Annotated in this window: 15 protein-coding genes; 6 read left to right on the top strand and 9 right to left on the bottom strand. The window is 68.5% G+C overall.

Going from position 1 to position 20,646, the window contains the following annotated elements; translation table 11 throughout:
- Positions 1–167 precede the first annotated feature (167 nt).
- Positions 168–4,283: a glycosyl hydrolase 115 family protein gene (locus ACTWPV_RS26960; protein WP_443153908.1), complete on the bottom strand. Its 4,116-nt coding sequence runs from the start codon at positions 4,281–4,283 to the stop codon at positions 168–170.
- 148 nt (positions 4,284–4,431) lie between these two features.
- On the opposite strand from ACTWPV_RS26960, the gene ACTWPV_RS26965 reads away from it, so the two are divergent.
- Both ACTWPV_RS26965 and ACTWPV_RS26970 read left to right on the top strand, forming a co-directional pair.
- Complete coding sequence (locus ACTWPV_RS26965) at positions 4,432–5,424, top strand: LacI family DNA-binding transcriptional regulator (protein ID WP_443153909.1); 993 nt, start codon at positions 4,432–4,434, stop codon at positions 5,422–5,424.
- Between the two features lie 192 nt (positions 5,425–5,616).
- Complete coding sequence (locus tag ACTWPV_RS26970) at positions 5,617–6,726, top strand: carboxylate-amine ligase (RefSeq protein WP_443153910.1); 1,110 nt, start codon at positions 5,617–5,619, stop codon at positions 6,724–6,726.
- A gap of 79 nt (positions 6,727–6,805) precedes the next feature.
- Here the strand turns inward: ACTWPV_RS26970 and ACTWPV_RS26975 are convergent, their stop codons facing one another.
- From ACTWPV_RS26975 to ACTWPV_RS27005, 7 genes are all read right to left on the bottom strand, one after another.
- On the bottom strand, positions 6,806–7,690 hold the full coding sequence (locus tag ACTWPV_RS26975) for a carbohydrate ABC transporter permease (RefSeq protein WP_443153911.1): 885 nt from the start codon (positions 7,688–7,690) through the stop codon (positions 6,806–6,808).
- Entirely contained in the window at positions 7,687–8,628 is a 942-nt protein-coding gene (locus ACTWPV_RS26980) for a carbohydrate ABC transporter permease (protein ID WP_443153912.1), read from the bottom strand. Before ACTWPV_RS26980 ends, ACTWPV_RS26975 begins: the two co-directional genes overlap by 4 nt.
- Before the next feature lie 74 nt (positions 8,629–8,702).
- Positions 8,703–10,064, bottom strand: a complete 1,362-nt coding sequence (locus ACTWPV_RS26985) for an extracellular solute-binding protein (protein WP_443153913.1) — start codon at positions 10,062–10,064, stop codon at positions 8,703–8,705.
- A gap of 169 nt (positions 10,065–10,233) precedes the next feature.
- Positions 10,234–12,408, bottom strand: a complete 2,175-nt coding sequence (locus ACTWPV_RS26990; protein WP_443153914.1) for an alpha/beta hydrolase — start codon at positions 12,406–12,408, stop codon at positions 10,234–10,236.
- Positions 12,409–12,590: 182 nt separating this feature from the next.
- Entirely contained in the window at positions 12,591–13,577 is a 987-nt protein-coding gene (locus tag ACTWPV_RS26995) for a LacI family DNA-binding transcriptional regulator (protein WP_443153955.1), read from the bottom strand.
- Positions 13,578–13,794: 217 nt separating this feature from the next.
- Entirely contained in the window at positions 13,795–14,232 is a 438-nt protein-coding gene (locus ACTWPV_RS27000; protein WP_443153956.1) for a substrate-binding domain-containing protein, read from the bottom strand.
- Positions 14,181–14,951, bottom strand: a complete 771-nt coding sequence (locus ACTWPV_RS27005) for a FadR/GntR family transcriptional regulator (protein WP_347643532.1) — start codon at positions 14,949–14,951, stop codon at positions 14,181–14,183. Before ACTWPV_RS27005 ends, ACTWPV_RS27000 begins: the two co-directional genes overlap by 52 nt.
- Positions 14,952–15,075: 124 nt before the next feature.
- Between ACTWPV_RS27005 and ACTWPV_RS27010 the strand changes: the two genes are divergently transcribed.
- From ACTWPV_RS27010 to ACTWPV_RS27025, 4 genes are read left to right on the top strand one after another with little or no spacing between them, the layout of a single operon-like run.
- Positions 15,076–16,344, top strand: coding sequence for an ABC transporter substrate-binding protein (locus tag ACTWPV_RS27010; protein WP_443153915.1), 1,269 nt, complete (start codon positions 15,076–15,078; stop codon positions 16,342–16,344).
- A 4-nt stretch (positions 16,345–16,348) separates the two neighbouring features.
- Entirely contained in the window at positions 16,349–17,233 is an 885-nt protein-coding gene (locus tag ACTWPV_RS27015; RefSeq protein WP_443153916.1) for a carbohydrate ABC transporter permease, read from the top strand.
- On the top strand, positions 17,233–18,060 hold the full coding sequence (locus tag ACTWPV_RS27020) for a carbohydrate ABC transporter permease (protein ID WP_443153917.1): 828 nt from the start codon (positions 17,233–17,235) through the stop codon (positions 18,058–18,060). Before ACTWPV_RS27015 ends, ACTWPV_RS27020 begins: the two co-directional genes overlap by 1 nt.
- Positions 18,061–18,094: 34 nt before the next feature.
- The gene (locus tag ACTWPV_RS27025) at positions 18,095–19,240 is read left to right on the top strand and encodes a mandelate racemase/muconate lactonizing enzyme family protein (RefSeq protein ID WP_443153918.1); all 1,146 of its coding nucleotides are present in this window, start codon (positions 18,095–18,097) and stop codon (positions 19,238–19,240) included.
- 144 nt (positions 19,241–19,384) lie between these two features.
- Here the strand turns inward: ACTWPV_RS27025 and ACTWPV_RS27030 are convergent, their stop codons facing one another.
- On the bottom strand, positions 19,385–20,626 hold the full coding sequence (locus ACTWPV_RS27030) for a cellulose binding domain-containing protein (protein ID WP_443153919.1): 1,242 nt from the start codon (positions 20,624–20,626) through the stop codon (positions 19,385–19,387).
- Positions 20,627–20,646: the final 20 nt, after the last annotated feature.

The raw sequence follows: 20,646 nt of genomic DNA on the forward strand, positions 1-20,646 counted from the left end.
TCCATTCTGTGGGGTCATGTCGGCACATGACAGGTCCATTTGCCGCCCGCAACCTCTGCGAACAGTAAGCTTGCATTTTGCAAGTCCGATATGTCAACTGAAGTATGGGATGAGATCATGGCCTTGCACGGCGCGGTGGGGTCCGGCAAGAAGCCAGGCGAAGGTGCTCATCCCACCTTCGCCTGCGACGACGCGCTCGCTCCCCGGCTGCTGGGGTCCTGGAAGCCGGTCAGGCCGGGGGTGTCGTCCGTGGTCAGCACGATCTGGTTGAGCACCAGCCCCGCCTCACGCGGCGCCAGCGAGATCGTGTGCTCGCCCGGCTCGAGCGCCAGCGCGGCGGCGGCGACGCTCGTGCTGCCGTACCAGGTCTCGAACCCGGTCTCCGGCCCGGACTTGCTCGAGTGGTATCTCCACTGCCCGTCGACGAGCACGTGGTAGGAGTCGGCGTCGGGGTTCGGGTTGCTCGTGTTGGCGAACAGGTAGTATGTGCCACCGGTCCGGATGTCGACGGTGAAGTCGAGCCGCGGTGGTGCGCCTGCCGCGGAGCTTCCGTTGACCTTCTCTGCCGGGCCGGCCTCGAACAACGCCTCGGCCTGGGCCGCCGTGGTCGCCAGCCAGTTCGCCTTGGCGCCGGCGTCGGCCGGCGGGACGACCTGGAGGCCGTTACGGGCCAGCGCCCAGGTGTGCGTCCCGTTGTTGCTGTCGGTGGCGTGGGCGGCGGCACTCTTCTCGAGCGCGTCGGCCGCGTCGATGACCGCCAGGCCGTCCCGCTCCTCGTACGGGCCGGTCGGCGAGCCCTCGGCCCTGCCCACCGTGACCGGCGCCACCCAGGCCTGCCCGCCACCGGCGGTGATGGAGAGCTCGGCCGTCCCCACCCTGTGCCCGGTGACCCGGATGCGGCCGTCCTCCACGGCGACCGACGCGGCGGTCGTGTTGTCGGACCCCGCGGCCTCCACGTCCCGCACGCCGTCGACCGTGCCCGTCTCACCCACCGACGTCTGGATGGCGGGCAGCCGGTGGAGCTCCGGCATCGCGGGCGGAAGGGGCGCCACGGTGGCCTTCTGGGGAGCGGCGATGTTGTTCGGGCTCTCGGGCGGGCCGACCAGGCCGTCACCGGCCGCGCCGGCGCGGGTCTCGATGATGATCCGGTCGAAGAGGATCGCCGCGTCCGAGCGGTAGACCACGAGGTCGTGCCAGCCCGGTGTGGTCACGTCTACGGTGAACCGCAGGGGTTCGATGGCATGCATGATGTTGAATCCCCAGGGGCTGGTGCTCGTACCGGCGACGGAGTTGCCGCGCAGCAGGCTGGGGGCCTGCTTGTCGAGCCCGATCGCCGTGCGTGCGGTTCGTGGCGTGCCGTCGTCGTCCGTGCCCTCGTTCAGCGTCGGAATGCGGTAGAAGGTCCCGGTGAACTTCCCGGTGGAGGTGAAGTGGACCCGGTATCTCAGGCGGGCGGTCGTCTCGAAGCCGGAGTCGACCCGGGGCGCGATCTCCGGGAAGCCGCCCATCGATGCCCCGCGCTGGCCCACGCCCTGGAGTGGCGCCCAGCGGCTGCCGTCGGCGCCGGGCACGTTCTCGGAGAAGTGCTCGGCCTCGATGGTCACGTATCCGCCGGCCTCCAGGTGCGCCTTCTCGGCGGCACGGTGCAGTTCCACGGCTGCCCGCTCCGCCTTGACCGTGAACGTCGCGACCGGGTCGCCGGCCTTGACGCCGTCGACGGCGTTGAAGACCCGGATCGTCCCCGTCGTGGCCGGGTTCTTCTTGGCGACCGTCACCGTGACGCGTTGCTCTGTCGCGGTCCTGCCCGAGCGCCGGGAAAGGATGATCCACGGAGCGTCCGCCTCGGCGACCCACTCCTGCGGGTCGGCCACGTCGTCCCGGGAGAACACGTCGAAGAAGCGCTTGTCGTCGGGCGCGGCCGAGTTGAACGTCAGCGTGCCGCGGCCGGGCTCCTTGCTCCCCTCGGCGGCGGCGCCCACCGCGTCGGCCGGTGTGGCCACCCGGGCGTACCGGTCGTTGGTGAGCATGACGGCACCCTCGTTCGGGAAGCCTTCGGGATGGCTGTGGCCGATGGCGTCGTCCCACTTGCCGTCGCTGATCGTGTTCCAGCGGTCCTCGTCGGTGAAGATGCGCTGACGGGCCTGCTTCGAGAGCAGCTCGTAACTTCCCGCGCTGGCGTAACGGCCCTGGGCGGCGGCGAGCCGGTTCTTCCAGTAGTAGCCGATCTGCTCGGCCATGTTGCGGTAGGACCGGACTCGGTGGAGCACCTGCTGGTAGAACGCGGAGCGATAGCGGGGGTCGAGCTTCGCGGAAACGCGCTCGAGAACCGCCACCAGTTCGTTGGACTCGTTGATGTAGCGCTGGAGCTCGTCCCCGTCCGAGGTGGCGCTGAAGGGGAAGACCTGACCGTTGTGGATCCTTCCCGAGTTCGCGTTGGAGGAGTTGACCTCCCCCCAGGACTCGGCGCGCTTGGTGTTCTCGAGCACGTCGAACCTTTCCAGCGCGTCGACGACCGCGGCCGCGTCGCCGCCCTTCAGCCGGAAGTCCCTCTGCACGTGCTCGGTGAGGAACTTCTTGCCGATGTTCGTGTCGTCGTAGCCCTCGACGTGCCACGCGAGCTTGGCGAACAGGTCGAGCTTGATCTCGCCGGGCTTGATGTCCCCGACGTTGAGGATCCAGTAGCGTCCCGCACCGGAGTTCCACGCCCGGTGCAGTTGCTGCACCATGAGGGACATGGGCGTCGAGTTCAGCCACAGGTAGCTCTTCGGCTCGCCCCAGTAGGAGATGTGGTAGTAGACGCCGTTCCCGCCGGACCGGGCCGCTTCTGTCCGCGTGGGCACCTGGCGCAGGTAACCATGGTTGTCCTCGGCCCACATCAGGGTCACGTCGCCGGGGATGTGGTCCTTCAGCCCGGCGTTGTAGAGATCGTTCATCTCCTTGTAGGGGATGAACACCTGGGGCACGGCGTCGGCTCTGCCGTAGATCTCCGCGATCAGCCTGCGCTGCTCGCGAATGACGTCGGCCAACATCTCGATCTTGTCCTTGAACCCGTACGGGTTACCGGGCGTGAACACCGGATCGCTGTCGTGCACGCCGCGGATGCCCAGGGCGAGGATGTTCTCGAAGCCGGCGTTGGCGACCACGCGCTGGCGCCAGTACTCCAGGATCGCGGGCTTGTTGATCGAATAGTCGAAGGCCGCCACGGCGTCCGGGCCCTTGATGTCCCACGCGTCCTTGTTGCGGTCGTACCACTGTCGCCACTCGCCCTCGTTGTTGCGCAGCATCAGCTCCGCGTGGGAGGAGGACGCGACGATGCCGAACGCCGCCGCCTCGCGCGCGTTGACCGGTGTTCCGTTGTCGTACGTCCCGGTGTCGGTGACCGCGTTGAACGCCGTCGAGGCCAGGTGCATCGCCGGCCAGAGCGTGTTCAGCCTGAGCCGCAACATCAGCTCGAAGACGTGCCGGTAGTAGTTGACCTCAGGCGTGCCCTTGCCGGTGGGGAACTTCTTCTTCGCCCACGCGACGGTGCGTTCCTCGTCGTTGACGAAGATCCCGCGGTATTTGACGTCCGGCCCGTCGTCGACCCTGGCCTTGCCCTTGACCTTGATGTCGTCGCGCTGCCTGACCGGTACGTCGGCGTACCAGTACCACGGCGAGACCCCGATCTCCTCGGAGACGGAGTAGATCCCGTAGATCGTCCCGCGGGCGTCGCTGCCCGCGATCACCAGGGCCTTGTCGACCCCGGGGACCGGGTTCTTGACGGTCTTGGCCGCGTACGCCTCCCACCTGCCCTCGATCCCGGCGGCCTCGTCGAACTTGCCGGCTTCGACGATCTCGTCGATCAGCCGACTCTGACCGAGCTGGCCGACGATGATCGCGGTCTTCTGGCCCGCGGCCTCGGTCAGCAGGGCCGGCGTCTTCCTCCGGTCAGCCTTCGCCAGCCGCGCTTCCTTGGCCGGCTCGTCGTCGACGAACAGGCTCTGCACCTCGCCGGGGTCGATCGCCCCGGTCACCATGGCGACGTCCTGGCGTAAATCCTGGACCGCGCGACGCACCTGTCCGTAGTCCCGATCGGCGTGATCGCCGCCATAGGACGGGTCGATGAGGATCGGCGCCGTCGTGCGGCCGTCGAAGATGGTGAAGTCGGTCGATGCCGCCTGTGCCGGCGTCACCACCACCGACGTCAGCGACACGGCCAGCGACACGGCCAGCATGGCGCCGGTCGTCACGACCGCGGACCACCGCCTGACCCGACTGCCGATCGTGCGCTGCTCGTGCTGCACAGCTTGACCTCTTCGCCCGGGCTGCGACATCCCTCGCTCCTCTCGCCCGACACGTCACCGTGTGGCCGGCATGATCGCAACGTAGGTACGACGCGACAATTTCTGCAAGGTGTTGCCAGAATTTCCGTTTTCGTGGCTAGATTCGTTCGTGCAGCCCACCATCTTCGACGTCGCGCAAGCCGCCGGCGTGGCCGCGTCGACGGTCTCCCGGGCGTTCAACAAGCCCGGCCGGGTCAACGAGGCGACGCGACAGCGGATCGTCGCGGCCGCCGCGCAGCTCGGCTATCAGCACAGGCCGCAGAACCGCGCTCTTGCGGGTCTGCGCCACCGCACCATCGCCCTGGTGCTGTCCGACATCACCAATCCCCACTTCTTCGAGCTGATCCGCGGCGCCGAACAGCGCGCGCGGGCGTCCGACGCCACTCTGGTGATCGTCAACGCCGAGGAGTCCCGGCGCATCGAGGAGAACCAGATCCGCGACCTGGCCACCGGCGTGGACGGGTTCGTGCTGGCCTCCAGCCGGCTCGGCGACGAGGTCCTGCGTGACCTCGCCAAACTGCACCGAATCGTCCTGTTCAACCGAGAGCTGCCCGGGTTGACCAGCGTGACGTTCGACACCGTCACCGGCTGCCAGCAGATCCTGGAGCACCTGGCCTCGCTCGGGCACCGGAGCCTCACCTACTGCGCCGGGCCTCCCAGCTCCTGGATGGGCGCGACGCGCTGGGCGGCACTGGGCGCCGAGGCCGGAGCGCAGGGTCTGACGGCCCACCGGATCGGTCCGTACGCCCCCAACGTCGCGGGCGGCGGGGCCGCCGCCGACGGAGCGCTGCGCACCGATGCGACGGCGGTCATAGCTCACAACGACCTCCTGGCGATCGGCATCATCCGGCGCCTCGCCCAGCGTGGTGTCCGCGTCCCGGCCGACGTCAGCGTGATCGGGTTCGACGACATCTTCGCCGCCGACTTCGTCCATCCCTCGTTGAGCACCCTGGCCGGGCCCGGCTCGCACGCCGGCCGGCTCGCGGTGGAGCTCCTGATCGAGCAGCTCGCCGCACGGTCACCACGCGAGGGCGAGACGATCCGCCTGCCCACCGAGCTGGTGATCCGCGAGTCGTCCGGACCGGTGGAACGCCGCGGCTGAGCGGCCCCGGCCGCACGAACCGGGAAATCGCCTCGGCGCCGGGTGAGTACCGTGGCGTCTGCGGGCAAGAGCCTTCGAGACGAGGGTAGTGAACCGGTGCCGGCTCACATCTGCGACGGAGGCCGAGCCGGGTCGGACAACCACGTGAGTGATCATCTGCCGCGAAGTGGCTTGCGCTTCAGGGGGCCGCTCATGAGAACGGATCTCACATCCGCCCGCGCGGAGCATGGCGGAAGCCCCACCCTGACTCTGGGCGTGGAGGAGGAGTTCGTCCTGCTGGACCGCTCCGACGGGCGTCCGGCCGACCGGGCGCCCGCGATCCTGGCCCTGCTCGGCGGCGAGCCGCTGGTCAAGCATGAATTCCTGCGCTACCAGCTGGAGACCGTCACCGGCGTGTGCACGGATCTGGGCCAGGTGGGGAAGGAGCTGGCGCGGAGTCGACGGCTGGCCGCCCGCGCGGCGGCGGAACTGGACTGCCATCTGGTCGCCACCGGCATACCACCGCAGCCTGGCCCCGGCCCGTGCCCGGTCACGGCCGATCCCCGCTACCTGCAGCTGATGGCCCGCTACGGTTTCCTGGCCGCCGGCCCCGGCACCTGCGGGTGCCATGTGCACGTCGGCGTGCCCTCACGGGAGCTGGGCGTGCGGGTCCTGGCGCGGTTGCGGCCGTACCTCGCCACGCTGCTGGCGCTCAGCGTCAACTCTCCCGTCGCCGACGGCTGCGACACCGGTTGGGCAAGCAGTCGCTACCCCTGGTGGACCCGCAGGCCCTCGGCGGTGCCTCCCCGGGTGTGGCGATCCGCGGCCGCCTATGACGCCACCGTACGCCGCCTGATCCTCCGGGGGGATGCGCTGGACGAGCGGGGTGTCTACTTCCACGCTCGCCTGTCACCGCGCTACCCCACGGTGGAGGTGCGCATCATGGACGTCTGCCTCACGGTCGATGACACCGTTCTGGTCGCCGGACTGGCACGGGCCCTGGTCGCGTTGGCGATCGACGACGAGCGACGCGGCGTGCCGGTCAAGGTCATCAGCGGCCGGCGGATCACCGCCGACCTGCGCGCCGCCGCCCGGCACGGCCTGGCCGCGCACGCCGTCGATCCGTACACCGGATTCCTGGCGCCGCACCACCATCTGGCGGATGCCGTCCTGAACCGCCTGCCCGAGCCCGAGCCGATCGCCGGCCTGCTCCGCTGCCTGGTCCTTCACGGTACGGGTGCCGACAGGCAGCGCGCGATGCTGGCCCGCGCCGGCACGCCGCAACGCTTCGCCCAGTTCCTCGCCGAGGCGACCCTCCGGTGAATCCGCGCCGTCCACGGACCCGGCCCGGGCACCTTGCCGCCGCACATCGCGCCTGACGCGACGGCGCATGTGCCGCGGCTCATCTCAGGCCACCGACGGACAGCCCTCCGCGCCAGTGTCGTTGAAGAGTGAAGAAGGCGATGACGAGGGGGATGACCGACACGAGCGCGCCCATGATGATGAGGCTCCAGAGGGAGGTGCTGCCCGCGTTGTTCGCCGAGGCGATCCCCTGCCAGAGGCCGAGTCCGACGGTGACGGGGAAAAGGCGGTTGTCGGAGAGCATGGCCAGGGGCAGGAAGTAGTTGTTCCAGGATGCCACGGCGGACAGGAGCAGCACGGTGACCACCGCAGGCCGCATCAGCGGGAACGCGACCTGGAGGAACGTTCGTATCTCACCCGCGCCATCGGCCCGCGCCGCGTCCAGGATCTCGTCGGGAACCGCGTCGCGCGCGTACACGTGCATCAGATAGACCCCGAAGGGGTTGAGAAGCGAGGGGAGGATCACCGCCCAGATCGTGTTCGTCAGTCCGAGCTGGGAGAACATCATGAAGGTCGGAATCACCAGGGCCGTCGCGGGCACCATCAGCGCGCCGAGCACGAGTGCGAAGCTGAAGCGTCTGGCGGCGAATCGGTATTTGGCGAATCCGTAGCCGGCCATGACGGCCAGGATCGTGGCGCCGATCCCGCCCGCGACGGCGTACAACGTGGAGTTGAGGATCCACCTGCCGTAGATCCCGTTGTCGTAGGTGAACAGCTGCTGGAGGTTGCCGAGGTAGTCGATCTCGGTGGCGAACCACAGGGTGTTGCCGCCGCCGAACAGGCTGGGGGCGTCCTTGGAGCTGTTGACGATGACCCACCAGAACGGCACGAGAAAGTACACGACCAGAAAGCCGAGGAGCACCTGCAGGGGGAGATGGCGTTGTGGCCGGCGGCGGGCGCCGGCGCGGGAGGGGGCATTCGTCACAGGAAGCTCCTTCGCTTGCGGGTGAAGAACAGAAAGGCGTAGACGCCGACGAACACGATCCCGCCGAGAGCGAAGGAGATCGCCGATCCGTAGTTGAAGTTCGCGAGTGAGAACGCCTGCTGGTAGGCGTACATGTTGGGGGTGAAGTCCGGCCCGATGGTGCCGGCCGCGAGCGACCGCAGAATCTGTGGTTCGTTGAAGAACTGCAGGGTGCCGATGAGCGAGAAGACCAGGATCAGGATCAGCGCTGGGGCGATCAGCGGGATTTTGATCCGCAGGGCGATCTGCCACTTGCCGGCGCCGTCCATGCGGGCGGCCTCATAGAGTGCCGGGTCGATGCCCTGGAGCGCCGCATACAGGATGATCATGTAGTAGCCGGCCCACTGCCAGGTCACGACGTTGACCAGACCGTAGAAGATCAGATTGCTGCTGAGGAAGTCAGGCGGGGTGGCGCCGAACAACCCGAAGATGTCGGAGAACGGCCCGAAGCTCTTGCTGTACAGGAACCCCCACATGACGGCCCCGATGACCGTGGGAATCGCGTAGGGGAGAAAGATCATGAGGCGGGAGAAGCGGGTGAACAGGGAGGTCACCGCATCGAGGATCAGGGCCATCGCGAGGGCGATGATGATCTGCAGCGGAATGGAGACCAGCGAGAAGCGGATGACGAACCACGACCCCGACAGGAAGCTCGGGTCGCTGAACGCCTTCCCGTAGTTGTCGAGGAAGACGAAGCTGGTGCCGCCGATCAGCTTCTTCTGAAAGAGACTGAGGTACAACGCGTACCCGAGCGGCGCGATGAGCAGGGCGAGGAAGACGATTCCGAATGGCCCGACGAAGAGCCACCCCATCAGATGCTCGCGGAGGCGAACCGTGCCGCGGGTTCTGCGTGTCTTCTCCTGGGTGGGTGGTGTGCTCTTCTCGATCAGAATGGTCACGTTGGGCTCCGGAATATCGGTGCTGGCAGGTCACGGGTGGGCCGGCCGAAGACGGGCGCGGCCCACCCTGCTCGTCACTTGACGGTGAAACCTTGTTCCTGGGCGTAGCCCACCACGTCCTCCTGCAGCCGGTCGGCCGCCTGCGCGCCGGTGTCGGAGCCCTTGATGAGCGCGCTGACCTGCTTGGTCATGGCGTCGAAGTAGTACTGGCCGAACGGGCTGTAGGTGACACCCTTGTAGGCGTTCGCCGCGGGGACGTAGACCTCCTTGTTCGCCTGCTGGCCGTCGAAGAAGTCCACCTTCAGGTTCACGAACTCGGGGTCGTTGAGCGCTTTGAGGTTCAGCGGGAAGATGATCTGGTTGGTCCAGCCGTGGGTGAGCGACTCCTTGTCGGCGTAGAGGCCGTACGCCACCTTCGCCGCGAGTTCGGGGTTCTTCGCCTGGCTCGTCACGGAGAAGGCCGACCCGCCCCAGTTCACCTGCACGGGGTTGTCGGCATCCCACTGCGGCAGCGGGGCCACCGCGAACTTGCCGGTGTCCTCGCCCTTGCCGACGCCGGCGCCGGTGAGGTAGCCGGGCGCCCAGGCCGCCGAGATGTACGTCGCGTACTTCCCGTTGATCACTCCGGAGATGTACTCGGGCGTGAACTGGTCCTGCGTCCCGACCAGCCCCTTGCGCGCGAGGCCCGCCCAGTAGTCGAGCACGTCCTTGGAGCCCTGGTCGTTCAGCGCGATGCCGATCGTGCTCTGCTGCGCCGGGTCGTAGGTGAACGGCACTGCGCCCTTCTGGATCTGCAGCGCCATCGTGAGGGCGGACACGTTCGCGGCGAAGTCACCGAACTGCGGGCCACCCGCGTCCTTCATCTTCTGCGCCGCCTGCTCGTACTCGGCCCACGTCTTCGGCGGCTTGATGTCGTACTTGTCGAAGATGTCCTTGCGGTAGATCATCGCCATCGGGCCGCCGTCGACCGGAACGCCGTAGACCGCGTCACCGACCGAGACGTCCTTCCACGCGCCCTCGCTGTAGTCGGCCTTGACGCCGTCGAAGCCGTACTTCTTGATGTCCACGAGCGCGTTCTGGATCTGGAAGGTTGGAATCCGGTCCATCTCGATCATGATCACGTCGGGTGCGCCCGTGCCCGCCGAGATGGACGTCTGGAACTTGTCGTACTCGTCACTGCCCTGGCCGACGTTGGTCCAGCAGACCTGCACCTCGCCGTTCTGCTTGTTGAAGTTGTCGACGACGAGTTGCATGTTGGGATACCAGCCCCACATCGTCACGACCGGAAGGTCCTTCTTGGGGATCGTGTTCGTGCAGTTGCTCGCGTCGTTTCCGCTCGCGTCGCTCCCGCCTCCTTGCTCGCTGGAGGAGCAGGAGGCGAGCGCGGTCGCGGCGGCGAGCATGGCTGCCGCGACAAGGAGCCTTTTCTTCTTCATTGGCATGTTTCCCTCTGGATCGCAGCGCACGGAGGTTCCTGCGCTGCCGCTGTGATCGAGCGACCGACCGGGACGGGGCACAGGTGACGCGACCTGTGCCCCGCCCGTTCGTGTCGCCCTTTTGTGAGCGCTAACATCATCGATGTCCGACAGCGCCCGGGAAGGCCCCCTAGCGCTTGAACAGGCGTGGCGCCAGGTCGATGAGGTTCTTCTGCCACACGTCCCAACCGTGCGGCCCCGGGGTGACCCCGTCGAACTCGTAGCGGATGCCGAGGTCGTCCAGGGTGGCCAGGGACGTCGCGAACGACGGGTACACGAAGTCGGTCTGATCGCCGACGTACAGGCGCAACAACGTGGTCCCGTTGTTGATCGCCTCCGCGTCGACGCCCGCGCCGCTGCCGAAGCCGGCCGAGAACGCCGCCACATAAGCGAACGTGCCCGGGTGCGCCTTGAGCACCCCGAACGTCTGCCCGCCTCCCATCGAGAGGCCGGCGAGGGCCTGCTGCGACGGGTCGCTGGAGACGTTGTAGCGGTCACGGACAGCCGGAACGATGTTCTCCAGCAGTTCCTTGTTGAAGTCGGGCACGTTGCCGTTGCCCATCACGACCACCATCGGCACCAGATCCCCGTCGAGGAACTGGTGGTCGAGGATCTGCTTCGCACGTCCCATCTCGACCCAGTCCGTGTAGTTCTGTCCGCCACCGTGCTGGAGGTGGAAGACGGGGTACGGCTCCGCGCGGTCCGGGTCGTAGCCAGGCGGGGTCCACACCAGCGCGGTCCGGTCCTCATTCGCCACACCGCTCCGGTACGTCATGCTCTCGACCTTGCCGCCCTTGCCGGCGGGAACGTCCGAGAGCAGGCGCGCCCTGTCGCCGGGGACGAAGAAGGTGCTCCACGTCGGCTCCGAGGTCACCTTCGTCGGGTTCGACGCGTCCTTGACCGCGACCCGATCCACCATCAGCCGGTAGTAGTAGAACCACGGGTCGAGCGGACCCACGGTCGCTCTCCAGCGGTCGCCCGCACGGGACAGCGGGATGCGCAGCCAGCTCCCGTTGGGAGCCCAGTTCGCCCACACCGTGACCTGCTGGGCGTCCTGGAAGTCCGTGGTGGTCTCGAAGGTGACGAACCCGTCCTCGGCCACGAACGGCGTCGGAGTGGTGCCGGGCGCCGGCGGGGTGAACTCGCCCTTCAGCCGGCCGTGACCGTCGCTCGGGCCGTGATCCGACACCTTGCGGAACAGCCGCGGCACGAAGTCGATCAGGTTCTCCTGCCAGGCGTTCCAGTTGGCCCCGGCGTCGGGGTTGACCCCGTCGAACTCGTACGTGACGTGGGCGCGGTCCAGCGCCTTCGTCAGGCGGTTGGTCGCGTTGTACGCGGGATCCGTCACGTTCCCCGTGTACAGACGCAGCAGCTTGACGTGGCGGTTGATCGTGTTCGCGTTCGCCCGGCCGACGCCGTCCGCCAGGAGGCCTGAGAACGAACCGGCGTAGGCGAAATGGGTCGGGCGGGTCAGCGCGGCACGCAGAGCCCGCGTCCCGCCCTCGGTCACACCGGCGATCGCCTGATGCGCGGGGTCCCGGTGAATGCGGTAGCGGTCCTCGACCGCCTTCCGGAGATCCTTCACCTCCTTGTCGCCGGCGGACCCGTGACCGTCGCTGATCACGACCACCATCGGCTCCATGTCCCGCTGAGCCGACAGATTGTCGAAGATCTGCTTGGCCCGGCCGAGGTCGAGCCAGTCGGTGGCGCTCACACCGTCACCGGACTGCAGGAACAGCACCGGATACGCCTTGGGGCCAGGAGCGGGGTAGCCGGGCGGCGTCCACACCAGAGCCGACTTCTCCTGCTTCCCGGCCCGGTAGGTCAGGGTCTCGACCTTGCCGCCCTGTCCCTCGGGCACGTCCGCCAGCGGGCGCACCGCGTCGCCCGGCACGAAGAAGGTGCTCCAGAAGGGCTTGGACGCCACCTTGGTGCTGTTCGTCGGATCCTTGAGACCGGTGCCATCGGCCGTGACCTGGTAGGAGTACAGGCCCGGCTTGAGCGGGCCGAGGACCCCCGAGTAGACATCGCCCCGGCGGGTCAGGCCGAACTCCGCCCAGGCGGCAGAGGGGCCGAAGTTCCCCTCGATGACGACCTGCCCCGCGCCGCCCTCGATGGCGGCCGCCGGGACGCTGAACGACGCGTAGCCGTCCTCGGAGACGGTGAGCCATGGCGTGTCGGCCGCCGCCACCGGCCCCGGCGCGAGCAACACCGCCGCGATCGCCATGACGCCGGCGGCGATCACCGACGTGAGCCGGCGCACGCCCTGGGGGCGCGACCTGCCGTGATAAGGTAAAAATGGCATGCAGAAACTCCCTTGATGGCCTGGCCACGGATGGTTACCTGCGGGCCGGCCTAGATCAGCGATGGTTGTGTTGGGTTCTGTCAACACCTCCGTCCGTAGGGGTTCGACTTGCCCACCTGCCGTTCGTTGCCGCGAACGTTCAGGTGTGCTGAGACGCCGCACCTGTGGGTGGCGTCACGTTCTCACGCAGTACTCGGCGCCGCGGTCGAGCCGCGCACCACCAGGCGGGTCGGGAGCACGATCTGGCTGGGGCCCTCCCAATCGCCGCGCACCAGCGACTTCAACATGCGCGCGGCCTCGTTCCCGAGCAGATACATCGACTGGTCCACCGTGGTCAGCCCTGGCTCGGCCAGCGCGGAGTCCGGGATGTTGTCGAAGCCGGCCACCGACAGGTCGCCGGGAACGTCGAGCCCCAGGTCTCTTGCGACCTCCAGGGTTTTCAGCGCCATGCCGTCGTTCGCCGCGAAGATCGCCGTCGGGCGGTCCTCCCTGTCCAGCAGCGCCCGCGCGAGCGGCGCCGCCGACTCGGGAGTGAAGTCCCCTCTCGCGATCAGCTCCGGATCGACGGGGATGCCTGCGTCGGTCAGCGCCCTCCGGTAGCCCTCCTCGCGCGCCACCGCGGAGGCCAGGCTGGAGCGGCCGGCGATGAAGGCGATCCGCCGATGCCCCAGGCCGAGGAGATGCCCGGCCACCGCGGTGGCACCGGCGAAGTTGTCGGCCGTCACCGACGGCGCCGTCGAGCCCACCGCCGGATCGATGACCACGACCGGAGTGCCGCTCCGCACCTCGCCCGAGGGCGTGACCACGATGGAGCCGTCCGTGAGCGTGCCCGCCAGGCGGGCCAGATGCCGCTGCTCCCAGCCCTCGGAATAGGACCCGTAAAGGTCGCTGTTGGCGTAGATGATCAGGTCGAAGCCCGACTGGCTCAGCTCGTCCATCACGCCCTTGAGCACCTCGGCCGTGTAGGACTGGAAGCTGTGGGTCACCAGCCCCAGGACGTTCGTACGGCTGCGCCGCAGGCTCGTCGCCACCAGGCTCGACTCGTAGCCGAGCTGCTCGATGGCCGAACGGACCTGCGCGATCGTTCTCGCGCTGACGCCGTAACGCCCGTTGACCACCCGCGACACGGTGGCGGTGGAGACGCCCGCCGATCGTGCGACATCGCTCATCGTCACCGGTGCGCCACCCTCGGCCATGCCGCCCTCACCAGTTGCAATCGTTATCGGTTACGTTTGCAGCGTCACGGTAAGCGATCACGATTGCAGAAACAAGACCTTTTCGGACGGCCGTTCATCAGGTATAACGTTGACCGGATCGTGCGGGCCGGACCGGGCGTGGCGCCGCCCTGGTCCGGCCAGGGCGGCCAGTGCCCCTGCCGACCTGGGGCTAAGCGAGCGGGGAGACAGGCCCCGTCGAGTCGCGAATGCTGAGGGTCGTCGCCAGCTGGAGGTGCCGGGAGGCGGGCTGGACGCCGTCCGCCATGCCGAGGACGGTCTCGACGGCCATCCGGCCCATGCCGAGCAGGGGCTGCCGGACGGACGTGAGCCGGGGCGTGGTCCACTGGGCCTGCGGCGTGTCGTCGAACCCGGCGACCGACAGCTCGCCGGGGACGGAGACGCCGAGCTCTATGGCCGCGGCGATCGCGGTCGGGTCGCCGGCTCGCTCCTCAGGTTCACGCTGACCGTGCCCGACGACGGCGTGCTGAACGTCGACGTCGAGCTCGCGCCCTGGGCGGTGATGTCGCTGCGGCAGTCGAGGACGGCGGCCGGGCGCTAGCGTTGCAGGCGCACCGGGGCGCTCGGCGCGTTGCGCCGGACGAGCCAGGCCTCGGTGATGTGCGTGAACATCGCTTCGGCGGCGCCGTCGGGGTCGTGGGCGGCGATGCGCTCGTAGATCCGGCGATGGCCCTGGTTGGACGCCACGCACAGAGCGCGCTCCGGCTTGCCCATGTAGCGGGCGGTGTTGATCACCTGGCTCTCCAGCGCTCGCACCACGCCCCGGGCGATGCGGTTGCCGGAAGCCTGCATGATCACGTCGTGGAAGGCTCGGTCGTGGTCGGCGTAGGTGACGTGGTCGTCCACGAGGTCGTCCATCCGGTCCACGAGCGCGCGCAGCTGCTCGACGGTCTCCTCGCCTGCCACGCGGGCGGCGAGGTGGGCCATGTCGGACTCGAGCAGCCGGCGGGTGACGACGAGGTCGTCGAGGATGCCCAGGCTCTCGTCCATGTCGATGGTCGCGGCGAGCACGAGCTCGTCGAGCATGTCCCACATCGTGGGCGGGGTGACCATGGTGCCCGCGCCCTGGCGGACCTGGACGAGCCCCTTCTCCTGGAGGATCTTCACGGCCTCGCGCACGACGGTCCGGCTCACCGAGAAGGTCTCGCACAACACGGGCTCGGGGGGAAGGGGCGTGCCGGACGGGTGCACGCCGCGGACGATGCGCTCGACGAGCTCCGCCGTCACGGCCTTGGCGAGGCTGGCCGGCCGCCGGACCCATGCGGGCGGGACGGCGTCGCTGCCGGTCGATTCCCGCGATGCCGTCATAGCCCCTCCAGTGCCTCGACCGGCGCCAGTATATGGCAACCCTGTTGACGTCATACATCATACGAGTTACGTTTCCGTGGCAGACGGCCGAGGACGCCGGCCGCGTTCTGGAGAGTGAACACCCATGAAGCAGCGAAGACTATGGTCGGCTGTCCTCGTCACAGGCCTGGCCGTGACCGGCTGCGGGAGCGCCGCACCGACACAGCCCTCCTCCGGGGACACCGCGAGCACGATCGTGGTGTGGGACTGGAAATCCGGCGAACCCGGCGTGGCCTCCTACCTGGAGAAGGCCAAGGCCGATTTCGCCAGGAAACATCCCGACGTCACCGTCGAGTTCGTGGCCCAGCCGTTCGACCAGTACTACACGCTCCTCGGGGCGGCCACCCAGTCGGGGAAGGGCCCCGACGTCATGCTGTTCAACGGCGGCGGGCAGATCCGCGACCGGGTGGACACGCTGCTGCCGCTGGACCGGTACGTGGCCGACGACAGGCAGCGACTGGCCGGCTGGGACGCCTTCAGCAAGGACGGCAAGGTCTATGCCGCCCCGGTGACGTTGCAGGGCCACCCGATCTACTACAACAAGACGATCTACCAGAAGGCCGGGCTGGACCCCGCGAATCCGCCGAAGACGTGGAACGAGTTCGTCAGCGGCTGCGCGGCCATCAAGAAGGCGGCCGGCGCCAGGTGCCTCGCCCTCGGCAACAAGGAAGGCTTCGGGATCCAGTTCTTCATGTCGGGGCTCGGGCCGGGAATCCTGACGCCCGAGGAGTACGACGACTGGATCGCGGGGAAGCGCGACTGGACCTCTCCCCACGTGAAGGAGATCTTCAAGCTGTGGAAGAAGGTCAACGACGACGGCCTGAACAACGACGGGCCCAACTCCACCGCGCTGTTCAACGACGCCTTCGCCCTCTTCAACACCGGTAAGGCCGCCACCATCATCGGGCTGATGTCGGATGTCGGGCACTGGAAGGACTTCGGCGAGTTCCTGGGCGCCGGTCAGGTCGGCGTCATGACGGCCCCGGTGGTCACCGGCGAGGCCACGCCCGTCCTTCCCTACGACGGCGGCATCGGCTACGCGGTCGCCAAGTCGGCCAAGGATCCCGAACTGGCAGCCGACCTGGTGCGATCGCTGACCTCGACCGACGCTCTGGCCGCCTTCTACACCGGCGCCGGCGCGATCACCTCCGACACCACGATCGACGTGTCGCAGGGCGCTCCCGCCGTGGCGGCGATCGTGCCCCAGATCAAGACCGGCAAGCCCGCCCTGCACGTCGCGCTGTCCAGCAAGACCCTGGAGCTGATGGGCAGGCTGTCCCAGCAGCTTCTGAGCGGGTCCGCGAACGTCGACGACGCGGTGAAGCAACTGGCCGCCTCGGACAAGGCGAGTTGATCGCGTGCCGATCGGAGGTCCCCCCGGGGCGCGGGCCGAGCGTTTCGCGCCCTTCGTCCTGGTGGCTCCAGCCGTACTGATCATCGTGGCCCTGCGGTTGTGGCCGCTGGTGCTGGGCGTCAACTTCTCCTTCACCGGAGACGGCGAGCGCAACGGGATGCCCGTCGGCTTCGACAACTACGCCGAACTGCTGAACGACCCGTTGTTCCGCACCGCGCTGGGCAATGTCGGACTGCTGGTGCTCCTGCTTCCCGTCGCGGTGGCGATCCCCGGCCTGCTGGCGACGTTCATCTATCTGCGGGTGCCCGGGCATCGGCTCTTCCGCGGCGTCTACTTCTTCCCCGCCGTGCTCTCGCCGGTGATCGTCGGTGCGATCTTCAACCTGATGCTCGGCTTCGACGGCCCGTTGAACACCGCCCTGGGACAGATCGGCCTCGGCCCCGTCGACTGGCTCGGCGACCCGGACCTGGCCATGTTCACGGTCATCGGCGTGCACGTCTGGGCGACGTTCGGGATGGCCCTGGTGGTCTTCCTCGCCGGCTTCTCCACTCTGGACGCCGCGCTCCTGGACGCCGCCCGCATGGACGGCGCGTCGCTTCCCCAGACCATCTGGCACGTCATCGTCCCGGGCCTGTCGCGCACCATCCAGTTCGTCTTCGTGACCACCATGATCGGAATGCTGACCTCGATGTTCGGCCTGCTGTACGTGATGACCAGCGGCGGACCGGAAGGTTCGACGTACCTGCCGGAGTTCTACGTCTGGATCCAGCAGGGACAGATGAACCGGCCGGCACTCGCCTCGGCCGCATCGACGGTGTTGTTCCTCATCATGCTCGTGGTCGGCATCCTTCAGGTGGCGGTGCTGCGCCGGGCGGGGAGGGAGGACTGATGCGCGGCAGGCGCCTGGGCAGGTGGCTGGCCGCCGTCCCGATGGCGCTCCTCGCGCTGGCGACCGTCTATCCCCTCGTGTTCACCACCAACGTCGCCATGAAGACCCGGCGGGAGTACATCTTCGACCGGTTCTCCCCGGCGAGCTCCTTGCACCTGGAGAACATCGCCGCGGCGTGGAACAGCGTCGGCATGGCGCGCTACTTCGCCAACTCGCTCTTCGTGGTGACGGCCGCGGTCGTCCTGCTGCTGCTCTTCGGGTCGATGGCCGGCTTCGCACTGGCCCAGTTGCGTTTCCGCGGCTCCTCGGTGTTGTTCCTCGGCTGCCTGGCGGCGTTGTTCGTCCCGTTCCAGGTGATCATGGTGCCGCTGACCCGGGTCATGGCGGCCGCGGGCCTCATCGACACCTACCCCGGACTGATCCTGACCTACGTCGCGCAGTTCCTCCCCTTCACCGTCTTCCTGATGACCAGCCACTACCGGACCATCCCCGTGGAGATCATCCACGCCGCGAAGATCGACGGGAACTCCACCTACGGCGTCTACCGGCGCATCATGATCCCGCTCGGTGCTCCGGCCCTGCTGTCGGTCGGCATCCTCGACGCTCTGTTCTGCTGGAACGACGTGCTCATCTCCCTGCTGATGACGCCGTCCCCGGAGCATCGCACCCTCATGGTCGGGGTCACCGCGCTACGCGGCCAGTACTCGGACAACATCCCCCAATTCGCCTCGGGAGTTCTGATCGCCGCGGTACCCGTCCTGTTGATCTATCTCTTCCTGCAACGCCAGATCGCCGACGGTGTCACCGCCGGTTCCACGAAGGGCTGACATGCGCATCTCGGGGTATCGGACGCTGACGACAGTGCATGAATGGGGCCGCACCGTCGGCGACGCCAACGGCGTCCACACCGACGGGATCGTGCCGGTGCCGATCATCCTGGTGGACACCGACGAAGGCATCACCGGCGTCGGTCTCGGGCCGCACGCCCACCTCGACACCGTCTTCGCCGCCATCGAGGGAGAGGATCCGCGCGGCGTGACGGCGCTCTACGACCGCATGCTGCGGCAGACGTTCAAGGCCGGTCACGCGGGCGCCGTGTTCGGGACCATCGGCGCGCTCGACACCGCTCTGTGGGACATCAAGGCGCAGGCCGCCGGCGAGCCGCTCTGGCGTCTGCTGGGCGGTCGCGACAGGCGGGTCCCCGCCTACGCCTCCGGCCTGGACATCAGCCAGACCGACGACGAACTCGCCTCCCTCTACCAGGAGTACGCCCGGCACGGACTGCGGGCGGCCAAGCTCAAGGGCGGCCTCGACCTCGAACGTGACCGGCGCCGCCTCGCCCTCGTACGAGAGGTCCTGGCCGAGGCCGCGCACGGATCGCGGCCGGGTCTGATGCTCGACGTCAACGAGTCCTGGACCCGGAAGCAGGCGGTCCGGCACGTCTGCGAGCTGGAACGCACCCTGGACCTGGTGTGGATCGAAGAGCCGGTCCGGCGGTGGGACGCCGAAGGTCTCGCCACCGTCGGCCGCGGGATCCGCGCCTCGATCGCCACGGGCGAGAACCTCACCGGGCTCGATCAGTACCGGCCCCTGCTGGCGGCGGGGGCTGTCGACATCGTCCAGACCGCCGCCGTCTGGGGAGTCACCCATTTCCTGCGCGTATCCGCTCTGGCGCACGCCCACGACCTGCCGGTCAGCCCGATCGGCACCACTCCGGCCGGACTGCTGCACGCCGCGACGTCGGTGCCGAACCACCTGGTCAGCGAGCTGCAGGACCTGCGGCCACCGCTCGGGGTGTCCCTCGATCTGACCGTCGAGGACGGCGCGTTCATCCTCGGCTCCTCCGCTGGACTGGGCGTCACGATCGACGAGGACACCATCGCCTCGCTCGCCCGCCGGCCCGGCGACGCCATGGCGGCCGGCACCCCCAACGTCCGGCCCGAGCACGCCGGACGACGCCTGCTGACCGGGACCGATCACGGCGCCGGCCCGCCCTCCGGCCCTTGACCCCGCACCACCGGGCCGCGACGTCAACGCGCGCCATTCGTCCACGTCACGGGCGCGCGAGGCGGCGGCCGAGGGCCGGTCGCGGGACCGGCCGACGGAGCCTGGCTCCGTCGGCCGGTTGACCTGCGTGCCCGCGGCACCGGGTCAGGAGGCGTCGCAGGAAAGGGCGGGCGTGGCCGGGGAGCCGCCCGCGGTGAAGCCGAACGTGGTGGTGCCGTTGGGGGCGATCGAGCCGTTGTAGGCCTCGTTGCGTACGGTCACGCCGGTTCCTGAGCCGGAGCGGACGCCGTTCCACAGGTTGCTGATCGTCTGCCCGCCCGGCCAGGTCCAGCCGACCGTCCAGCCGTTGACGGCGCTGCCGCCGGCGCGGACGGTCACGGTGGACTGGAAGCCGCCGCCCCAGGAGTTGACGGTCTCCATCGTGGCCGTGCATCCACCGGGTGCGGGGGTCGGCGACGAGGAGTTCCCGAACTGGGAGAAGAATTTCCACACCTCCGCCTTGGTCCAGGTCGTGACGCCGTTGTCGGTGTAGGTGCCGTCCACCGGGGCGGGCGTGTGGCCGTTGTCGAACGCGGCCCAGACGACCGGATAACCGGCCCGGCACCCGGAGTAGGCGGTGACGATGTGGCCGCGGCTGCCCGAACTCGGCTCGGGCGGGTTCTGCGCGGTACAGCCGTTGTTCCGGACGAACCTGTCGCGCAGCGCCCGTCCCTGCGCGATGCCGAGCACGGTGTCTCCGAGGCCGTGCAACCCCATGTACGCGACGGGCTGGGTTCCGCCGCTGCACCCGCTGAGCTGCGCGCCGGAGAAGACCGCGACCGCCCGGAAGACCTCCGGCCGCGAGCACGCGAGAGAGAAGCTCATGCCGCCGCCGTAGCTGAAACCGGTCGCGAAGCGCTGCGAGGTGTCGACGCAGAGGTCCCCCTCGATGAGCCGGATCAGGTCGTCGACGAAGGTGACGTCCTCACCGTTGTTGTTCGCCCAGCCGTTGTTGAAGCCCTGGGGCGCGACGAAGATCGCGCCGTTGCCCGACAGCTGCCTGAGGCCGTAGAAGGACCAGGGGTATCCGCTGGCTCCGCCGGAGTCGACGTCGGCGGCGGTGCCGCCCAGCCAGTGGAAGCCGAAGATCAACCGGTAGGGGGTGGCGTTGTCGTAGCCGTCGGGCAGCCGGAGGATGAACGAGCGGTTCCTGCCGCTGGTCTGGATCGAGTGCGTGCCGCTGCTCAGCGTCGGGGTCTTGCCGCATCCGTCGGTCGTCGCGAGGGCGCCTGCGGGCGCCGCGGCTGTGCCGGCGTCGCTGCTCATCGCCGCGCCGCCCGTCGCCAGTACGAGAAGCGCCGCGGCGGCGACCGCGATGGTGGTGAAAAGGGAGCCGCGTCCTGACATCACGTCACTCCGTTCTTGGT

It is taken from the genome of Nonomuraea sp. KM88 (assembly GCF_052245635.1).
Taxonomy (GTDB): domain Bacteria; phylum Actinomycetota; class Actinomycetes; order Streptosporangiales; family Streptosporangiaceae; genus Nonomuraea.

Coding starts and splice junctions, on each gene's coding strand:
- ACTWPV_RS26970 (WP_443153910.1), top strand. CDS start 5,617: ATGAGAACGGATCTCACATCCGCCCGCGCGGAGCATGGCGGAAGCCCC.
- ACTWPV_RS26985 (WP_443153913.1), bottom strand. CDS start 10,064: ATGAAGAAGAAAAGGCTCCTTGTCGCGGCAGCCATGCTCGCCGCCGCG.
- ACTWPV_RS26990 (WP_443153914.1), bottom strand. CDS start 12,408: ATGCCATTTTTACCTTATCACGGCAGGTCGCGCCCCCAGGGCGTGCGC.
- ACTWPV_RS26995 (WP_443153955.1), bottom strand. CDS start 13,577: ATGAGCGATGTCGCACGATCGGCGGGCGTCTCCACCGCCACCGTGTCG.
- ACTWPV_RS27005 (WP_347643532.1), bottom strand. CDS start 14,951: ATGACGGCATCGCGGGAATCGACCGGCAGCGACGCCGTCCCGCCCGCA.
- ACTWPV_RS27010 (WP_443153915.1), top strand. CDS start 15,076: ATGAAGCAGCGAAGACTATGGTCGGCTGTCCTCGTCACAGGCCTGGCC.
- ACTWPV_RS27020 (WP_443153917.1), top strand. CDS start 17,233: ATGCGCGGCAGGCGCCTGGGCAGGTGGCTGGCCGCCGTCCCGATGGCG.
- ACTWPV_RS27030 (WP_443153919.1), bottom strand. CDS start 20,626: ATGTCAGGACGCGGCTCCCTTTTCACCACCATCGCGGTCGCCGCCGCG.